Origin of the sequence: Tersicoccus phoenicis, assembly GCF_001968835.1 — a bacterium.
Taxonomy (GTDB): domain Bacteria; phylum Actinomycetota; class Actinomycetes; order Actinomycetales; family Micrococcaceae; genus Tersicoccus; species Tersicoccus phoenicis.
This window is the reverse complement of record NZ_MRDE01000009.1, coordinates 36,513-54,736: the sequence shown is the minus strand read 5'-3', so window position 1 is coordinate 54,736 and position 18,224 is coordinate 36,513. Positions and strand designations below refer to the sequence as shown.

Annotated in this window: 13 protein-coding genes and 2 tRNA genes; 10 read left to right on the top strand and 5 right to left on the bottom strand. The window is 70.8% G+C overall.

All coding sequences use genetic code 11. The features are described 5' to 3' along the window. Positions 1-29 precede the first annotated feature (29 nt). The gene (locus BKD30_RS01805) at positions 30-1,187 is read left to right on the top strand and encodes a PQQ-dependent sugar dehydrogenase (RefSeq protein WP_076701152.1); all 1,158 of its coding nucleotides are present in this window, start codon (positions 30-32) and stop codon (positions 1,185-1,187) included. A 66-nt stretch (positions 1,188-1,253) separates the two neighbouring features. On the opposite strand, the gene BKD30_RS01800 is transcribed toward BKD30_RS01805, so the two are convergent. The 3 genes from BKD30_RS01800 to BKD30_RS01790 form a co-directional block, all read right to left on the bottom strand. Then, on the bottom strand, positions 1,254-2,315 hold the full coding sequence (locus tag BKD30_RS01800; protein WP_076701150.1) for an NAD(P)H-dependent flavin oxidoreductase: 1,062 nt from the start codon (positions 2,313-2,315) through the stop codon (positions 1,254-1,256). Positions 2,316-2,386: 71 nt separating this feature from the next. Further along, a tRNA-Lys gene (locus BKD30_RS01795) sits at positions 2,387-2,459 on the bottom strand. 111 nt (positions 2,460-2,570) lie between these two features. Further along, complete coding sequence (locus BKD30_RS01790) at positions 2,571-3,047, bottom strand: MarR family winged helix-turn-helix transcriptional regulator (protein ID WP_076701147.1); 477 nt, start codon at positions 3,045-3,047, stop codon at positions 2,571-2,573. Between the two features lie 100 nt (positions 3,048-3,147). Between BKD30_RS01790 and bcp the strand changes: the two genes are divergently transcribed. The 5 genes from bcp (at position 3,148) to BKD30_RS01765 (ending at position 7,743) form a co-directional block, all read left to right on the top strand. Next, entirely contained in the window at positions 3,148-3,624 is a 477-nt protein-coding gene (gene bcp, locus BKD30_RS01785) for a thioredoxin-dependent thiol peroxidase (RefSeq protein WP_076701343.1), read from the top strand. A 101-nt stretch (positions 3,625-3,725) separates the two neighbouring features. Next, positions 3,726-3,807: transfer RNA gene (locus tag BKD30_RS01780), tRNA-Leu, on the top strand. A 166-nt stretch (positions 3,808-3,973) separates the two neighbouring features. Further along, a complete protein-coding gene (locus BKD30_RS01775) occupies positions 3,974-5,665 on the top strand; it encodes an ABC transporter substrate-binding protein (RefSeq protein WP_083955916.1) in 1,692 nt (563 codons plus the stop codon). Positions 5,666-5,785: 120 nt separating this feature from the next. Then, on the top strand, positions 5,786-6,790 hold the full coding sequence (locus BKD30_RS01770) for an ABC transporter permease (protein WP_076701145.1): 1,005 nt from the start codon (positions 5,786-5,788) through the stop codon (positions 6,788-6,790). Continuing rightward, positions 6,787-7,743: an ABC transporter permease gene (locus tag BKD30_RS01765; RefSeq protein ID WP_076701142.1), complete on the top strand. Its 957-nt coding sequence runs from the start codon at positions 6,787-6,789 to the stop codon at positions 7,741-7,743. Before BKD30_RS01770 ends, BKD30_RS01765 begins: the two co-directional genes overlap by 4 nt. A gap of 122 nt (positions 7,744-7,865) precedes the next feature. Here BKD30_RS01765 and BKD30_RS16040 read toward each other — a convergent pair whose 3' ends face one another. Continuing rightward, a complete protein-coding gene (locus tag BKD30_RS16040; protein ID WP_218189235.1) occupies positions 7,866-8,330 on the bottom strand; it encodes a DUF559 domain-containing protein in 465 nt (154 codons plus the stop codon). Positions 8,331-9,100: 770 nt separating this feature from the next. Then, entirely contained in the window at positions 9,101-10,864 is a 1,764-nt protein-coding gene (locus BKD30_RS01755) for an ABC transporter ATP-binding protein (protein WP_408033345.1), read from the bottom strand. 246 nt (positions 10,865-11,110) lie between these two features. Here BKD30_RS01755 and BKD30_RS01750 point away from each other — a divergent pair, with 246 nt between their 5' ends. The 4 genes from BKD30_RS01750 to BKD30_RS01735 all read left to right on the top strand — a co-directional run bounded on the left by BKD30_RS01750 (position 11,111) and on the right by BKD30_RS01735 (position 18,160). Beyond that, a complete protein-coding gene (locus tag BKD30_RS01750; protein WP_235861271.1) occupies positions 11,111-12,757 on the top strand; it encodes an ABC transporter substrate-binding protein in 1,647 nt (548 codons plus the stop codon). Between the two features lie 74 nt (positions 12,758-12,831). Further along, entirely contained in the window at positions 12,832-14,316 is a 1,485-nt protein-coding gene (locus BKD30_RS01745; protein WP_076701139.1) for a malate:quinone oxidoreductase, read from the top strand. Positions 14,317-14,376: 60 nt separating this feature from the next. Beyond that, entirely contained in the window at positions 14,377-17,697 is a 3,321-nt protein-coding gene (locus BKD30_RS01740; RefSeq protein WP_076701137.1) for an efflux RND transporter permease subunit, read from the top strand. After that, positions 17,684-18,160, top strand: coding sequence for a MarR family winged helix-turn-helix transcriptional regulator (locus tag BKD30_RS01735; protein WP_076701330.1), 477 nt, complete (start codon positions 17,684-17,686; stop codon positions 18,158-18,160). The genes BKD30_RS01740 and BKD30_RS01735 overlap by 14 nt, the downstream gene beginning before the upstream one ends. The last annotated feature ends 64 nt before the right edge of the window (positions 18,161-18,224 follow it).

Genomic DNA, 18,224 nt, shown 5'->3' with positions numbered 1-18,224 from the left:
TCATGGTGTTCCCGAGACTGAGGACTCCCATGAGACCCGACTCGCCCCCTTCCCGCTCCTCCCGCCGACCACGCGCCGGCTCCGGCACCGTCCTGCTGGGCGTCCTGGCGGGGATCACGCTGGTGGTCACCGGCTGCACGGCCGGTGACCCGCCGTCGGGCGCCTCCCCCGCCGGGTCCAGCACGGCCTCGGGTCGATCGCCGTCGGGATCCGCCCCGGGGTCGCTACCGACCGCGAGCGCCGTCCCCGAACCGACCGTGCAGACCGTCGTCGACCGGCTCGACTCGCCGTGGGCGGTCGCGTTCCTGCCCGACGGCGGGGCGCTGGTCACCGAACGCGACACCGCCACCGTCCGCCTGGTCCAGGACGGGACGGCCACCGAAGTGGGCCGGATCGCGCGGGCCCGCCCCGCCGGCGAGGGCGGCCTGCTCGGCATCGCCCTCTCTCCCCGCTTCCGCACCGACCAGCGCGTGTTCCTCTACTACACGGCCGAGTCGGACAACCGGGTCGAGTCCTTCCGGTACGCCGACGGTGGGCTCACCGACGGCCGCGTGGTGCTGACCGGCATCCCGAAGAACACCACGCACAACGGCGGCCGGATCGCCTTCGGCCCGGACGGCTACCTCTACGTCGGTACGGGTGACGCGCAGGACCGCAGCGCTCCGCAGGACCGGTCCGCGCTCGGCGGGAAGATCCTGCGCGTCACGGTCGAGGGACGGCCGGCACCGGGCAACCCGTTCGGGGACAACCCGGTCTACAGCTACGGGCACCGCAACGTGCAGGGCCTGGCCTGGGACGCCGCCGGCCGGCTCTGGGCGACGGAGCTCGGCCCCGCGGTCGACGACGAGGTGAACCTGATCCGGGCCGGCGGCAACTACGGCTGGCCGGAGGTCACCGGTGCCCCGCACCGGTCGGAGTACATCGACGCGGTCGTGGTCTGGCCCTCCACGGCGGAGAGCTCACCGTCCGGCGCGGCGATCCTCGGTGACTCGCTGTGGGTGGCCGCGCTGCGCGGCGAGCGGTTGTGGCAGGTGCCTCTCGACGGAGAACGCGCCGGGGAGCCGGTGGCTCAGTTGCAGGGCCGGTACGGCCGACTGCGGGACGTCGCAGCCGCCCCCGACGGATCCCTGTGGGTGCTCACCGACCAGGGTACGAATTCCTCCATCCTGCGGGTGACGGTGCGCTGACGGCCGACGCCGCACGGTGCCGGTGGAGCACGGCGTCGGAGCGCGGCCCGATGGTCGCCGTCCGGCTCAGAGGGCGCGGACGAGGCCGCGGATCACGGCGCCGGCCGGGCCCGTCCTGGCGTTGCGGTAACCGGTACCGGCCCACAGGTGCACCCGGTCGGCGTCGCCGGCGTCGGCCGCGGCACGCCGCAGGGGCCGGGTCAGGTGGTGGATCGCGGGATAGCCGACCGGTGCTGCCGCGTCGTGCCGGTCGATGAACGCGTTGCGCAGCCCACGGGCGGGCCGCCCGGTGAACGCCCGGGTGATCACCGGCGGTCCGAGGTCCGGGTCGGTCAGGGCGTCCCGGTGGGTCCGCGAGGTGCCGGCCTCGTCCGTGCGCAGCAACAGGGTGCCGACCGCCACGGCATCGGCCCCGGCCTCCCGCAGCCGCCGCACCGAGGTGACGCCGTCGACGCCGCCGGCGGCGACGACGGGCAGGCCCGTGGCTGCCACCACGTCCCGGACGAGGTCCGCCGTCGGGATGTCCCGCGGGGTGCGCGACGCCTCCCAGGTGGCGCTGTGGCCGCCGGCGGCCGCTCCCTGCACGACCAGACCGTCCACGCCCGCCTCCCGTGCGGCCCGCGCTTCCGCCGGCGTCGTCACGGTGGCCAGGACGCGGGTCCCGGCCCGCCGCAGCGCCGCGATGTCCGTGGCGTCGGGCAGGCCGAAGGTGAGGGAGACGACCGGCACCGGGTCGGCGACGAGGTGGTCGAGTTTCTCCGGCCACGCGTCGAGGTCCCCGGTGACCGGAACCGGGTCGAGGGTCAGTCCGTACCGGTCGGCGTCGGACCGCAGCCGCTCGGCGTAGGCCGTGAAGGATTCCCGATCGATGTCGTCCGGGCCGGGGACGAACAGGTTGACCCCGAACGGGCATCCCAGGGCCCGGAAGGCGTCCATCTGGTCGGCGAACGACTCCGCGCTCAGGTAACCGGCGGCCAGGAACGGGAAACCGCCGGCGTCGGCCACCGCCCGCGCGAGTGCAGGCGTGCCCGGCCCCCCGGCCATGGGTGCCGCAACGACCGGCAGGTCGGTGCCGAGCAGGTCGCTGGGGTGCAGGTTCCTCTGCTTCGGTCGGGTGGAGAACGCCATCTCCGGATCCTCTCATCCGGAATGGACGAACACCCCCCGGCCCGCTGGACCGGAGGGTGTTCGTGGTGGGGTGCGCCCCCTGGGACTCGAACCCAGAACCCATTGATTAAGAGTCAATTGCTCTGCCAATTGAGCTAGAGGCGCCCGTTCCGACATCGTCGGCAACAGCATGAGAGCCTAGCAGTCACACGGTCCGATGACGAAATCGAACCGATTCCGCATCCACGCACCCGGGATCGGTTTCAGCGGGCCGACTCAGGAACTGGCGGCCGGCGACAGGTCTCCGTCGTCGGGCAGCACTCCGGAGGTCTGCCAGCGGGCGTCGCCCAGGCTGGTGATGATGTCGACGAGCTGATCGCGCAGTTCGTCACTGCTGCGGTCACCGCCGGGCAGGAGGTCCCGCTCGATCCGCTGCGAGCTCTCCAGCGCGGCCCGGCCGGCGTCGGTGATCGACACGACGTGACTGCGCCGGTCCTGCTGATCCCGTTGCCGGCCGACGTGGCCGTGGATCTGCAGCCGGTGCAGCGTCTTGCCCATCGTCTGAGCCTGCACCTTCACCAGGGAGGCGAGACGGGCCTGCGTCATGGGCCCATGGGCCGACAACACGTCGAGCGCGATCACACCGGCGTGGGTGACGCCGATGGACGCGAGATTTTCGTTCCAGGAGTGCTCAACCAGTCGCGCCGCCGTCGACAACAGACGGCTGGTCGGCCAGAGTGACGGCTCAGGCATGCGTACCAGTGTAGCGGTCGTCAGCGGACTGACCGTCCACGACGCGCGGACGGGGCCCGACCGCTGGGGCCCGCTGTTCACCGGCGACCGGCGTGCGACGATGGGCGCCATGCACCGACTGAGCAGTGGCGATCCCGCTCCCGACTTCACCCTTCCCGACGCCACCGGCGCTGACGTGCGCCTGGCCGACCTGCGGGGCCGGAAGGTCGTCGTCTACTTCTACCCGGCCGCGGGCACGCCCGGTTGCACGAAACAGGCCTGCGACTTCCGCGACAGTCTCGCCTCGTTGCAGTCGGCCGGTTACGCCGTCGTCGGGATCAGCCCGGATCCGCCGGAGAAGCTCGCGGCCTTCGCCGAGGACCAGGGGCTCACCTTCCCCCTGCTTTCCGACGCCGATCACGCGGTGGCCGCCGCCTGGGGTGCGTGGGGCGAGAAGAAGAACTACGGGCGCACCTACGAGGGTCTGCTGCGTTCGACGGTGGTGCTGGACGAGCACGGCGCCGTCACGCGCGCCCAGTACAACGTGCGGGCCACCGGGCACGTCGCGCGCCTGCGCAGCGACCTCGGGATCGACTGACCGTCGACCGAACCCCGTCCGCACGTGGCTGCACCGCCGGTACCGCCGCAGCCGCACCGCCGGTACCGCACCGCCGGTAGACTGACGGCGCCTCCGGGCGCGCGCGAGTGGTGGAACTGGCAGACACGCAGGATTTAGGTTCCTGTGCCCCTTGGCGTGCGGGTTCGAGTCCCGCCTCGCGCACCCCTTCGACGCGCTGAACGCGCGTATTCCCCCGCTCACGCCGTGGCGGCGGCGCACCGAGCGCCCCTCGGGTTAGGCTCCTGACCAACGTGAGGCGCGCCACAGCAGCCCGCGGGGCGGGTCGCAGGAGCGGACCCCGCCTTCCACTCGCATCGAAGGAGATGCCATGTCAGCAACACCACGGCCCGGCCGCCGACGGCGCCCGCGCACTCGTGCGGTCGGAGCGACGGCGGTCCTGGTCGCCAGCGCCCTCGCGCTCTCGGGCTGCGTGCAGAGCCAGCGGACGGGGTCCGGCAGCAGCAGCGGCGGGTCCGTCAACTCGACGTTCGTCTTCGCGGCGTCGTCGGACCCCAAGACCCTCGATCCCGCGTTCGCCAGCGACGGAGAGTCCTTCCGAGTGAGCCGGCAGGTGTTCGAGGGCCTCGTCGGCACCAAGCCCGGCACGGCCGACCCCGCGCCGTTGCTGGCCGAGTCCTGGAAGACTTCGGCCGACGGTCTGAGCCACACCTTCACCCTGAAGAAGGACGTGACGTTCCAGGACGGCACCCCGTTCAACGCCGCGGCCGTGTGCGCCAACTTCGACCGCTGGTACAACTTCAAGGGCATCCAGCAGTCCGAGAACCTGGCGTACTACTACACCTCGCTCTTCAAGGGGTACAAGGACAAGCCGGAGAACGCGGTCTACAAGTCGTGCACCGCCTCCGGTGACACCGAGGCCACCGTGACGCTGGCCAAGCCGTTCGCCGGGTTCATCGCCTCCCTGTCCCTGCCCGCATTCGCGATGCAGAGTCCGACCGCCATGCAGAAGTACAACGCCGATGCCGTCGCCGGCACCGCGGACTCGCCGCAGTTGAGCGAGTACGCCAAGGGCAACCCGGTGGGCACCGGTCCCTACAAGTTCGACAAGTGGGACGTCGGCCAGCAGGTCCAGCTCTCGTCCAACGAGAACTACTGGGGAGACAAGGGCCAGGTCAAGAAGATCATCTTCCGGGTGATCGACGACCCCAACGCCCGCCGTCAGGCGCTCGAGTCCGGCAGCATCGACGGGTACGACCTGGTCGCCCCGGCGGACACCCAGTCACTGAAGGACAAGGGCATGAAGGTCCTCCAGCGCGACCCGTTCGACATCCTCTACCTCGGTTTCAACCAGGCGAAGAAGCAACTCAAGGACCTGCGGGTGCGGCAGGCCATCGCCTACGCCATCGACAAGGAGGCCCTGGTCAAGCAGACGCTGCCCGAGGGCACCAAGGTCGCCACCCAGTTCGTGCCGGAGTCGGTGAACGGCTACAACCCGAACGTCACCTCCTACCCGACGGACAAGGCCAAGGCGAAGCAGTTGCTCAAGGAGGCCGGCTACCCCAACGGGTTCACGATCGACTTCAACTACCCGACGAACGTGTCCCGGCCCTACATGCCAACCCCGGAGCAGACCTTCACCAACCTCAGCGCCCAGCTCGCCGAGGTCGGCATCAAGGTCAACCCCAAGCCGCTGAAGTGGTCGCCGGACTACCTGGACAAGATCCAGGGCACCGCGGACCACGGCCTGCATCTGCTCGGTTGGACGGGTGACTACAACGACACGGACAACTTCGTCGGCGTGTTCTTCGGCCGGCAGAAGCCCGAGTTCGGGTTCAACAATCCCAGTCTGTTCGACGCCCTGACCAAGGCACGCGGCGTGAGCAAGCTGGAGGAGCAGACCCCGCTGTACGAGAAGATCAACGACGACATCATGAAGTACCTGCCGGGGATCCCGTTGGCGAACCCCGCGCCGTCGCTCGGCTTCGCGTCCCGCGTCGAGTCCTACCCCGTCAGTCCCGTCAACGACGAGGTGTTCAACGAGATCAAGCTGACCAGCTGATCCGCTCCGTGGGCCGCCGGGACGTCCCGGCGGCCCACGGCCGGAGTACCCGGGGTCGTCCCCTGTCCCCGGCGTCCGGCCTCGTCCTCATCCGTTCCCGACCGAGCCGCGAGGAGCACCGTGCTTCGAGTCATCGGCAAACGCATCGCGCTGCTGATCCCCACCCTGATCGGGTTGTCCGTCCTGCTGTTCGCCTGGGTGCGTTCGCTGCCGGGCGGGCCTGCCACCGCGCTGCTCGGCGACCGGGCCACGCCCGAGGCGGTCGCCCAGATCAACGCCGCATACGGTTTCGACCGGCCGATCCTCGAGCAGTACGTCACCTACGTCGGCAAGCTGCTCTCCGGCGACTTCGGCACGTCGATCACCACCAGCCGGCCGGTCCTGGAGGAATTCGCCACCCGGTTCCCGGCCACGGTCGAGCTGACCGTCGTCGCCCTGATCTTCGCCATCGGGATCGGCGTGCCGCTCGGCTATGTCGCCGCCCGCTACCGGGGCCGCTTCGTCGACCACGGGTCCGTCGTGCTCAGCCTGCTCGGCATCACCGTGCCCGTCTTCTTCCTGGCGTTCATCCTGAAGTGGATCTTCGCCATCCAGTTGGGCTGGCTGCCCACCGACGGACGGCAGGATCCCCGGATCGACGCCACCCACGCCACCGGCTTCTTCGTGCTCGACGGACTCCTGACCGGGGAGTACGACGCCGCGTGGGACGCCTTCACCCACCTGCTGCTGCCCGGCATCGCGCTCGGCACCATCCCGCTGGCGATCATCGTGCGGATCACCCGCGCCTCCGTGCTCGAGGTGCAGAACGCCGACTACGTGCGCACGGCCCGGGCCAAGGGTCTGCGGCAGGCCACCATCCGGGACCGGTTCGTGCTGCGCAACGCGCTGCTGCCGGTGGTGACGACGATCGGCCTGCAGCTCGGACTGCTGATCTCCGGGGCGGTGCTGACCGAGACCGTCTTCGCCTTCAGCGGCATCGGCCGGTTCCTCCGGGATGCGATCTTCGGCCTCGACTACCCGGTGCTGCAGGGGTTCATCATCCTGATCGCGATCATGTACTCACTGATCAACCTGATCGTGGACATCAGCTACGGCCTCATCGATCCCAGGGTGCGTGTGCAATGAGTACGACTCTTCCCCCGACCTCCGCGCCGAGTTCCGGCTCGGGCCCGGAGACGACACCGGGCACCGCGGGCGACGCGCGCGGCGGCGGCAGCCTCTGGCACGAGGCCTATCTCCGGCTGCGCCGCAATCCCGCTGCCATCGCCGGCGCCGTCATCGTCGTGATCTTCGTCCTGATCGCCCTGCTCGCACCGGTCCTCGCTCCCTACGGCGGCGACGACCTGCCCGGCCGGCAGTACATCACGCCGACCCGCATCCCCGGCTTCGGGGAGATCGACGGCTTCCCGCTGGGCCTGGACCGGTTCGGCGGCGACGTGCTGTCGAAGCTGATCTGGGGTGCGCGAGCGTCCCTGCTGATCGGGATCGTCTCCACCGCCCTCGGCCTGGCGGGCGGCATGCTGCTCGGCCTGCTCGCCGGCGGCTTCGGCGGCTGGGTCGACAGCATCATCATGCGGGTCGTCGACGTCCTGCTCTCGGTGCCGAACCTGCTCCTGGCGGTCAGCATCGCCGCCGTCCTCGGCCAGGGATCCGCCGCCGTCATGATCGCCATCGGCGCCTCCCAGGTGCCGATCTTCGCCCGGCTGCTGCGCGCGTCGATGCTCTCCCAGCGCGGCGCCGACTACGTGCTGGCGGCACGCACCCTGGGCCTGTCACCGGGTCGGATCACGATCAGTCACCTGCTGCCCAACAGCATCGGGCCGGTGATCGTGCAGGCCACGCTGACGCTCGCGACGGCGGTCATCGACGCGGCGGCCCTGTCGTTTCTGGGTCTGGGCGGCGGCCGGCCCGAGACCGCCGAGTGGGGCCGCATGCTCACCTACGCGCAGAACGAGCTGGCCGTCGCCCCCCAGCTGGCGTTCCTGCCGGGTATCTGCATCGCCATCACCGCGCTGGGGTTCACGCTGCTCGGTGAGTCGCTGCGGGAGTCCCTGGACCCCAAGACGCGCAGCGTCTAGCCTCGTCCAGCCTCGGCGTCCGCTGAGTTAGCGGTTCTCCACCCGACATGGGTGCTCGAAGAGCACGTGCTTCGGGCGGGTACCGCTGACTCAGCGGCACGGCAACCGTGCGCCGTCCACCGTCAGGCGAAGCGGGCCGTCGTCCGCAGCGTCGACGCCAACCGGCCACGGAGGGCCTCCGGCCGGCGGTTCACCTCATCCCAGTCGGTGCGCAGGATCGTCCAGCCGAGTGCGGCCAGCGCCTTCTCGCGCTGCCGCTCCTTGAAGAGCACCTCGGCCGTCGGGGTCTCACCGAAGTACTTGGTGCGGCCGTCGAACTCGAGGATGAGCATCAGCTCCCGCCAGGCGAAGTCGGCGCGGAAGAGGCCCATCGGCGTCATGATCTCGTACTGGCTGACGGGCAACGGAACCGCCCATTCGTGCAGGCGGATCCGGGTCAACGTCTCGCCCGCCGACTCCGCCAGCGGATCGACGCGGTCAAGGACCAGCCGCAACCGGGCGACACCACGCCAGCCCGAGTGCGACGCAGCCCAGGCCCGGACGGCGGCCAGGTCCACTCCGGTGGCGGCGAACTGGTCAGCGATCACCAGCGCGTCTCGGTGAGGCAGGAAGCGGCTGCAGTCAGTGAGCGTCCGCAACGCCCCCGTCGTCCGGAGACCATTGGCGAGCACGACGACGTCCGGCTCCTCGTCGCAGGCGTGGAGACGCACTCCAGCGTGGCGAACCTGGGTGGACCGGGGCGTCGGGCAGAGGAGGTGGACCGTCGGATCGGCTCTCAGAAGGCTGACGCCGTGGGCCAGTGCCGCGCTGCCTCGACACAGGACACGAACCCCGTCAGCGGCGGACCCCTGGGCGCAGGTCAGCAACGCTGCATGCCGTTCGTCGGTGGTCAGAGCGTTCCACGCCGACGCGCTGACATAGTGTCCCCGCCAGATGCGCACCAAGGACCCACCGGCCACGAGGCGCTCGAGTCGGTTCGACGTGTACCCGGCTTGCGCCAATTGCGTCGTCGTCCGGACCCCGAGTTCATGCCCGGTCGGGATCGGAGTCAGCGTGCGGATGGTGCGCATGTGCATACTGTTCCGGTAAGGAACCGCCAGCGGAATCCGTCACCTCAAGCCTGTGGACAACGCGGACCACCGCACCGGGCGTCCCCGCGTGGTGAGTCAGCGGTTCTCGCCCGAACACGGTGCTCAAAGAGCACTCATCTCGGGCGGCACCCGCTAACTCGGCGGGAGGGTCGGGCGGCACCCGCTAACTCGGCGGGAGGGTCGGGCGGCACCCGCTAACTCGGCGGGAGGGTCGGGCGGCACCCGCTAACTCGGCAGGATGGACCCGGGGAAGCGGCGCGTACCCCTTACGACGCTTCCTCGATGCCCAGCTCGTTGCCCGGGATCGAGGCCAGCAGCTTCCGGGTGTACGGGTGGCGCGGGTTGACGAAGATCTCCTCGGACGTGGCCGCCTCGACCAGTTCGCCGTCCTTCATCACGCACACGTGGTCGGAGATCAGCCGCACCACCGCCAGGTCGTGGGAGATGAACAGGTAACTCAGCCCGAACTCGCGCTGCAGGTCACCGAGCAGGCGGAGGATCTGGTCCTGGACCAACACATCGAGGGCGGACACCGGTTCGTCGCAGACGATCAGCTCCGGCTGGAGCGCGAGCGCCCGGGCGATGGCCACGCGCTGCCGCTGGCCGCCGGAGAGTTCCGCCGGGTACCGGGACGCCATCGCCGTCGGCAGCGCCACCGCCTCGAGCAGCTCGCGCACCCGGGCGGACCGCTCCGACTTCGATCCCCGGTGATACGTGGCGAGCGGCTCCTCGATGATCCGCCCGATGGTGAACATCGGGTTCAGCGACGAGTACGGATCCTGGAAGATCGGCTGCACGCGCTGGCGGAAGTCCTTCTCGCCGGCCCGGTCGAAACGGGTGATGTCCGCGCCGTCGAACGTGATGGTCCCGCTGGTCGGTTCGATCAGCTTGAGCAGCATCCGCGCCGTCGTCGTCTTCCCGGACCCGGATTCACCCACGATGGCGACCGTCGACCCGCGCGGGATCTGCAGGCTGACATCGTGCACGGCCCGGAAGTCGTCCGCTCCGGCCCGGCCCTTGAACACCTTGGACAGGCCCGTGATCTCGACGATGTTCCCGGTCGCGTCGGATGCAGCGGTGCCCGGCGCAGCGGTGCCCGCTGCCGCCGCACCCGCCGGGACCGCGCCGCCGGCCGCCGGCACCGCCGTCGACCCGTGGGCCCGCGTGGCCGGTCCCAGCCGGGCGACCGCCACCGACGGCGCCGCCGCGACCAGTTGCCGCGTGTAGGGATGCTGCGGGTCGCGGAGGATCTGCTCGGCCGGGCCCTGCTCCACCATCCGCCCGCGGTGCATGACGACGACGTCGGAGGCTCGCTCGGCGGCCAGGCCCAGGTCGTGGGTGATCAGCAGCACCGAGGTGCCCAGCTCGTCGGTCATCGCCTGGATCTGGTCCAGGATCGTGCGCTGCACCGTGACGTCCAGGGCGCTGGTCGGCTCGTCGGCGATCAGCAGACGGGGTCGGCAGGCCAGTCCGATGGCGATCAGCGCCCGCTGGCGCATGCCACCGGAGAACTCGTGCGGGTACTGCCCGGCCCGTTCCGCGGCGTTGGGCAGCCCGGCCGCCTCGAGCACGGCGACGACCTTCGCGTCCACGTCCTTGCGGGTGGCCAACCCGTGCACCAGCAGGGTCTCCGCAACCTGCGTGCCGATCTTCGTCACCGGGTTGAGGTTCGACATCGGATCCTGCGGCACCAGACCGATCTGCCGGCCGCGGATGGTGCGCATCCGCGACTCCGGCAGTCCCACCAGTTCCTGCCCGTCGAAGACGATCGAGCCGCCCGTGACCCGGCCGTTGCCGGGCAGCAACCCGATCACGCTCATCGCCGTCGTCGACTTGCCCGACCCGGATTCGCCCACGATGGCCAGGGTCCGGCCCCGGTGCAGGGTGAGCGACGCGCCCTGCACCGCCGCCACGGAACCGTGCGCCGTCCCGAAACTCACGGACAGGTCCGTGACGCTCAGCAGTGGCCGGGAGGCCGGGTCCGTCGGGTCGTCCGCCGCATCCGCCATCGGCGGCACCGTGTTGTCCATGTCACCATGCTGCCTCACGTCCGCGGCCTACGGCGGCAACCGGCGCCCCGGCGCAGCCGCGCCGACCAGCCAGCCGCACCGAGCCACACCGACCGGCCCCCACCGACCGACCGGCCGGGGTGGCGCTCGGATACACTGGCGCCTGTTCCCCGCCCGCCGCACGCCGGAGACCCGGCTCCCTGTCGGCTGGGCAACCCCCGACGCGAGAGGAGACGGCCGGTGCCGCGCCTCGGAGGACGACGCCGTGTGCGAGGACGTCTGGGTGTCGCCTCTGCCGCCGTCGCGGTTCTGCTGCTCGCCGGCTGTACGGGGGCCCGGCCCGAGCCGTCCCCGACGACGACGTCGTCGTCGCCCGCGACGCCCTCGGCGTCGTTCGTGTTCGCGACTCCCGCCGCCCCCGCGAACCTGGACCCGGCCCTGACCCGCGACGTCGAGTCCACCCGGGTCACCCGGCAGGTGATGGAGGGCCTGGTCACCGCCGACCCGAACACCGGGGAGCCGAGGCCCTCCCTGGCCCAGTCCTGGACCACGTCCGCGGACGGCCGCACCTGGACGTTCGCGCTGCGGCCGGGCGTGCTCTTCCACGACGGCACCGCCTTCACCGCCGCGGCCGTGTGCGCCAACTTCCAGCGGTGGTACACGATGCCGGTCTCGCTGCGCTCGGACCGGGCGAGCCTCGGGTTCCAGAACGTCTTCGGCGCGTACTCCGACCAGCCGGACCAGTCCCTGTACCGCGGCTGCAGCACGCAGGGCACGACGCGGGTGACCCTGACCCTGAACGACCAGTTCCCCACCCTGCTCAAGGCTCTCAGCGCCCCGGCTTTCGCGATCGCCTCGCCCGCATCGCTGACGTCCAAGCGCGCCGACCAGCTGACCGAGCGGCGTGGCGACCGGTTCGTCTCCGGGTTCGGCCAGCACCCGGTCGGCACCGGTCCCTACCGGTTCGTCTCGTGGCGGGGGAACGACGTCGTCCTCGCCTCCTTCGACCGCTACTGGGGCGAGCGCGGTCAGATCGCCTCCCTCACCTTCCGCACCATCCGCGAGCCGCTGCAGCGGTTGGCCGCACTCCGGGCCGGCACCGTGGACGGGTTCGACGGGGTCACCCGCGAGGCCTTCGCCCCCCTGGCCCAGGCCGGTGACCAGATCGTGCAACGGGACCCCTACTCCGTCGCCTACCTGGGCATCAACCAGGACTTCGGCCCCCTGTCGGATCCGAAGGTGCGCCAGGCGATCGCCTACGCGATCGACAAGCCGACCCTGGTGAAGAACTACTTCGTGGACGGCACCGAGATCGCCAACCAGTTCGTCCCGCCGCGCCTGGCCGTCACCAGCGACACCGTGCAGCGTTACGACACCGACGTCGCCCGGGCCAAGCAGTTGCTCTCCGCGTCGAGCTACCGGGGGCAGGCCATCCCGTTCGCCTACCCGCGCACGGTCGCGCTGCCCTATCTGCAGGCCCCGGAGAAGGTGTACGCCGAGGTGGCCCGGCAGCTGACCGCGGTCGGCCTGAACATCAAGCCGGTCCCCATCGCCTGGGCGGACGGTTACGCCGACAGCGTGGTCACCGGGTCCGGCTACGGGCTGCACCTGCTGGGCCTGACGGGCACCTACCGCGACCCGGACAACTTCCTCGGGCCCCTCTTCGGGGCTCCGTCACCCGAGTTCGGCTATCGCAACGCTCAGGTGTTCAGCAAGATCGACCGGGCTCGGACCCTGCCCGACGGCGCGGACCGGACCGCCGCGTACCGGAACATCGCCGACCAGATCTCCTCCGACCTGCCGGCGGTGCCCCTCGCGTTCCCCGTCTCGGCCCTCGCGCTGTCCCCGCGGGTGAGTTCGTATCCGGTCTCCTCCACCTACGACGAGGTGTTCAACGCCGTCCGTCTCGGCTGAGGCCCCGGTGCGGAGCAGTGCCCCCCAGCCGGTAGTCTCTAGGGGCGAGTGGAGCAGTTGATGGAGGGTTGTCAATGACCGGTGGACCAGGGACCGAGAAGGCCGACGTCGTCCTCATCGGGGCGGGCGTGATGAGCGCGACGATGGGCACCATGGTGCAGCAGCTCGAGCCGACCTGGACCGTGCGAATGTTCGAACGGCTGGACCGCGCGGGCAGCGAGAGCTCCGACCCGTGGAACAACGCCGGCACCGGCCACTCCGCGTTGTGCGAATTGAACTACACGCCGCTGGCCAAGGACGGCTCGGTCAGCCCGGACAAGGCGCTGGTCATCAACGAGCAGTTCCAGCTCTCGCGCCAGTTCTGGTCCCACCTGCTCGATCAGGGCGTGCTGCACGACCCGAAGAGCTTCATCAACCCCGTGGCGCACATGAGCCTGGTGTTCGGCGACGATCACGCCCGGTACCTGAGGACCCGGTACGAGGCGCTGAAGCCGAACAAGCTGTTCGAGACCATCGAGCACAGCGAGGATCCGGCCGTGATCGCCCAGTGGGCGCCGCTGACCATGGCCGGCCGCGACCCGGCCGAACGGGTCGCCGCGTCCCGGGTGGTCGGCGGCACCGACGTCAACTTCGGTGAACTCTCCCGGCAGTTGACCGCGAAGCTGGCCGACAACGGCGCCGAGGTGGCGTACGGCCACGAGGTCACCGACATCACGCGTGGGACGAACGGACGCTGGCAGGTCTCCGTCAAGAACCGGCTCACCGGTGAGCGGACGACGGTCGACGCGCGGTTCGTGTTCGTCGGCGCGGGCGGCGGCGCTCTGCACCTGCTGCAGCGCTCCGGCATCCCGGAGGGCAGGGGCCTGGCCGGGTTCCCGGTCTCGGGTGAGTTCCTGCGCTGCACCGACCCCGCGATCGCGAACCAGCAGAACGCCAAGGTGTACGGCCAGGCGTCCGTCGGCGCCCCGCCGATGTCCGTGCCGCACCTGGACACCCGCTTCGCGGACGGGCAGCGCTCTTTGCTGTTCGGACCGTACGCCGGGTTCTCCACCAAGTTCCTCAAGTCCGGCACCTACCTGGACCTGCCGCTGTCGATCCGGACGAACAACATCATCCCGATGCTGGCCGTCGCCAAGGACAACCTGGATCTGACGAAGTACCTGGTCACCGAGGTGCTCAAGTCCCGTTCCGCCAAGGACGAGAGTCTGCGCCAGTTCTACCCCGACGCGGATCCCGCCTCGTGGGAGCTGATCACGGCCGGCCAGCGCGTCCAGGTGATCAAGAAGGACGCCAAGCGGGGCGGTGTGCTCCAGTTCGGCACGGAGCTGGTCACCAGTTCCGACGGTTCGATCGCCGCGCTGCTCGGTGCCTCCCCGGGTGCCTCCACGGCCACCGCCATCATGGTCGACCTGCTCAAGCGCTGCTTCCCGGCCTACGCGGATCGCTGGACGCCGAAGCTGACGGAGATGATGCCCTCCTACGGCCAGAAGCTGAACGACAACCCGCAGCTCGCCGACGAGGTGCTCGAGGCCACCAACCGCGCCCTGGCGCTCATCTGACCCGCCCGCCCCCGGACGCCCGCGCGTCCGTGGGCCCGCCCCGGACCGAAGGGGACCACCGTGTTCCGCCTCGCCCACCTCTCGCTCGGCAACCGGGCACTGATCGCGCTGGTGACCGTGCTCGCCTCCGTGTTCGGGGTGATCACGATGACCTCGCTGAAGCAGGAGCTCATCCCGTCGATCGAGTTCCCGCAGGTGTCGGTGATCACGTCGATGCCCGGTTCCAGCCCGGAGGTGATCGACAAGCAGGTCAGCGCGCCCCTGGAGGCCGCGCTCAACGCCGTCGAGGGCCTGGACTCCTCGACGGCGACCTCCCGGTCCGGCGTCTCGACGATCAACCTTCAGTTCGTCTACGGCACCAACCTCGATCGGGCCCGCAGCCAGGTCGACCGGGCCATCTCCAACGCCCGGCGCCAGCTGCCCAGCGACGCCGATCCGCAGTCCCTCACCGGCAGCATCTCGGACCTGCCGATCGTCTACCTCGCCGTCTCCTCCGACGACCCGTCGCTCAGTGCCCTGCGGCAGCGGCTGACCACCATCGCGGTGCCGAAACTGGAGAAGGTCACCGGCGTGCGCTCCGCCGACGTCGCGGGCGGCGCCACCCAGTCCGTGCGGATCCTGCCCGACAACGCGAAGCTGGCCCGGGCCGGGGTGCCGGTCACCGCGATCCGTGACGCCCTGCAGAACAACGGCGACCTCGTCCCGGCCGGCACCGTCCGACAGGGCGCGGACGCCCTGGACGTGCAGATCGGCTCGCCCATCACCTCGCTGGACGCCGTCCGTGCCCTGCCCGTGTCCGGGCGGGGCACGCAGCCCGTGGTCACCATCGGCGACGTCGCCGTCGTGTCCCTGACCGACGACGCGGCCACGTCGATCACCCGCACCGACGGCGTGCCGACGCTCTCCGTGGCGGTGACGAAGAAGCCCGAGGGCGATGCCGTCGGCATCTCCCGCCAGGTGCTCGACCTGCTCCCCCAGCTGCAGGCCGAGGTGGGCGGCAACGCCCGGTTCACCACGGTGTTCGACCAGGCACCGTTCATCGAGAAGTCGATCAGCGACCTCACCACGGAGGGCCTGCTCGGTCTCGGCTTCGCGGTGCTGGTGATCCTCGTCTTCCTGCTCTCCGTGCGCTCGACGCTGGTCACCGCGATCTCCATCCCCCTGTCCCTGCTGATCACGTTCATCGGCATGTCCGGCCTGCGGTACTCGCTGAACATCCTCACGCTCGGAGCGCTGACCATCGCCATCGGCCGTGTCGTGGACGACTCGATCGTGGTGATCGAGAACATCAAGCGCCACCTCGAGTACGGGCAGCCCAAGCGGCAGGCCATCCTCGAGGCGATCCGCGAGGTCGCCGGCGCGGTCACCGCGTCGACTCTGACCACGGTCGCCGTGTTCGCGCCCATCGCCTTCGTCGGAGACCTCGCCGGCGAGCTGTTCCGGCCCTTCGCCTTGACCGTGACCATGGCCCTGCTCGCCTCCCTGCTGGTGGCCCTGACCATCGTGCCGGTGCTGGCGTACTGGTTCCTCGGCGATCGGCCCGTCCGCACCGGACGACGGCGGACGACGGCGACGGCGGCGGCGGCGACGACGACGACGGACACCCCTCCGTCCGCCGAGATCCGGAACGCCCCGGAGGCCGCGCGGGAGGACCGTGGGCGCGGGGGCCGGCTGCCGTGGCTGCAGCGCGGATACCTGCCGATCCTCGGCGGCACCCAGCGTCATCCCGTCATCACGGTCGTGGGCGCGGCCCTGATCCTGGTCGTGACCGTCCTGATGCTGCCGCTGATGAAGACCAACCTGCTCGGGGACAGCGGCCAGAACAGCTTCTCGATCAAGCAGTCCCTGCCCGCCGGCACCAGCCTGCAGGCCACCAGCGACGCGGCCACGAAGGTCGAGTCGACGCTGCGCGGCATCGACGGCGTGCGCACCGTGCAGGTGAACATCGGCAACGCCAGCGGCGGGCTGTCCGCGTTCCTGACCGCCGGCGCGTCCACCGCCCAGTACACCGTCATCACCGACGAGAACCGGGACCAGACCGCCCTGCGGGAGACCGTCCGGCAGGCCGTCACCGGTCTGCGTGACGTCGGCACCGTCACCCTCTCGACGCAGGGCGGCGGGTTCGGCACCAGCAGCACCGTCAACGTCACCGTCAGCGCACCGACGTCGGAGCTGCTGGCCCGGGCCAACGACGTCGTCGTGCAGGGCCTGACCGGCGTGCCCGACGCGCGGGACGTCTCCAGCAACCTCGCCACCGACCAACCGGTCGTGCAGGTACGGGTGGACCGGGCCGCCGCCGCACGACTCGGGGTCAACGAGAACGCCCTGGCCGGGATCCTCGCCGCCCGCCTCGCGCCCATCCCGGGCGGCACGGTCCGGCTGAACGACACGGACTACCAGGTCAAGATCGGCGACCCGCCGGCGTTGACCAGCGTGGCCACCCTGCGGAACCTGCCGATCCCGGCCGGCGGCAGCACCGTCCCGCTCAGCCGCCTCGCCGACGTCAGCGAGCAGCGGGTGGCCACCAGCATCACCGTCTCCTCCGGGCAGCGCACCGCGGTCGTCTCCGTCACCCCGGCCGGCACCGATCTCGGTGCGGTCAGCCGCAGCGTGACCGACCGACTGGCGACCCTGAACCTGCCCACCGGCGCCGAGGCGACCATCGGCGGCGCCGCGGTGCAACAGGCGAACTCGTTCCGCCAGCTCGGTCTGGCCCTGCTGGCGGCCGTCGCCATCGTGTACGTCATCATGGTCGCCACGTTCAAGTCGCTCGCCCAGCCGCTGATCCTGCTGGTCTCGGTGCCCTTCGCCGCGACCGGCGCGATCGGGCTGTTGGTGGCCACGCAGATCCCGCTCGGCCTGGCCTCCCTCGTCGGGCTGCTGATGCTCGTCGGCATCGTGGTGACCAACGCGATCGTGCTGATCGACCTGATCAACCAGTACCGCCGTCCCGCGCCCGGCCGGCCCGCGATGAGCCTGGCGGACGCCATCACCACCGGCGCCTGGCGTCGGCTCCGGCCGATCCTGATGACGGCGCTGGCCACCATCTTCGCGCTGATCCCGATGGCCCTGGGCCTGACCGGGGGTGGCGGGTTCATCTCTCAGCCGCTCGCCGTCGTCGTCATCGGCGGTCTGGTCTCCTCCACCGCCCTGACCCTGGTCCTGGTCCCGGTGCTGTACCGGCTGCTGGAGGGCTGGCGGGAGCGCCGAGCCGACCGGCGCGGACGGTCCGGCGACCCGACCGTCGCCACCGGGGCCACCGAGGCCGACGGAACCGACGGAGTCGGCGACGCTGTCCCGGTCGGTGCCGGTGCCCGTGCCGACGGGATGGCCGGCGCGGCGGGCGCGGACGGACACCGGGGGCGACATGCCGCCGACTGAGGACGACGCCACGCCGGGTCGTTCCGATCTGCGAGCCGCCGACCGGACCTGGGAGTCCCTGTTCCGGGCCCAGGTGGAGGTGATGCGGCACCTGCTGGCCGACGATGCCTTCGCCGCCCTGACCGTGCGGGAGTACGACGTCCTGTTCAACCTCTCCCGCACCGACGGCTGGATCCGGCAGCGGGAGCTGAACGCCTGGCTGTTGATGAGCCAGCCCAGCCTGAGCCGGATGCTGGACCGGCTGGACGAACGCGGCTGGGTGGAGCGGAGGCGCGCCGCGGACGACGCGCGCGGGGTGCAGATCCGGCTCACCCCCGCCGGCGCCCGGGTCCAGCGGCAGGCCGGCCGGATCCACGTGCGCACCATCGAACGAGTGTTCTCCGCCGCGCTGACCCGCCAGGAGATGGACGAGCTCACCGCCCTGACCGACCGGCTCCGTGCGGGTCTGCCCCGGCTGGACTGAGCCGGGCACGTCTGAGCCGGCCGACGTCCCCGCTCCCCGGGCCGTTCCTCAGCAGGGTGATGAA

Bases quoted from the DNA above. Each gene is read 5' to 3' on its own strand.
- BKD30_RS01735 (WP_076701330.1), top strand. From the start codon at position 17,684: ATGCCGCCGACTGAGGACGACGCCACGCCGGGTCGTTCCGATCTGCGA.
- BKD30_RS01745 (WP_076701139.1), top strand. From the start codon at position 12,832: ATGACCGGTGGACCAGGGACCGAGAAGGCCGACGTCGTCCTCATCGGG.
- bcp (WP_076701343.1), top strand. From the start codon at position 3,148: ATGGGCGCCATGCACCGACTGAGCAGTGGCGATCCCGCTCCCGACTTC.
- BKD30_RS01800 (WP_076701150.1), bottom strand. From the start codon at position 2,315: ATGGCGTTCTCCACCCGACCGAAGCAGAGGAACCTGCACCCCAGCGAC.
- BKD30_RS01790 (WP_076701147.1), bottom strand. From the start codon at position 3,047: ATGCCTGAGCCGTCACTCTGGCCGACCAGCCGTCTGTTGTCGACGGCG.
- BKD30_RS01755 (WP_408033345.1), bottom strand. From the start codon at position 10,864: ATGGACAACACGGTGCCGCCGATGGCGGATGCGGCGGACGACCCGACG.
- BKD30_RS01775 (WP_083955916.1), top strand. From the start codon at position 3,974: ATGTCAGCAACACCACGGCCCGGCCGCCGACGGCGCCCGCGCACTCGT.
- BKD30_RS01805 (WP_076701152.1), top strand. From the start codon at position 30: ATGAGACCCGACTCGCCCCCTTCCCGCTCCTCCCGCCGACCACGCGCC.
- BKD30_RS01765 (WP_076701142.1), top strand. From the start codon at position 6,787: ATGAGTACGACTCTTCCCCCGACCTCCGCGCCGAGTTCCGGCTCGGGC.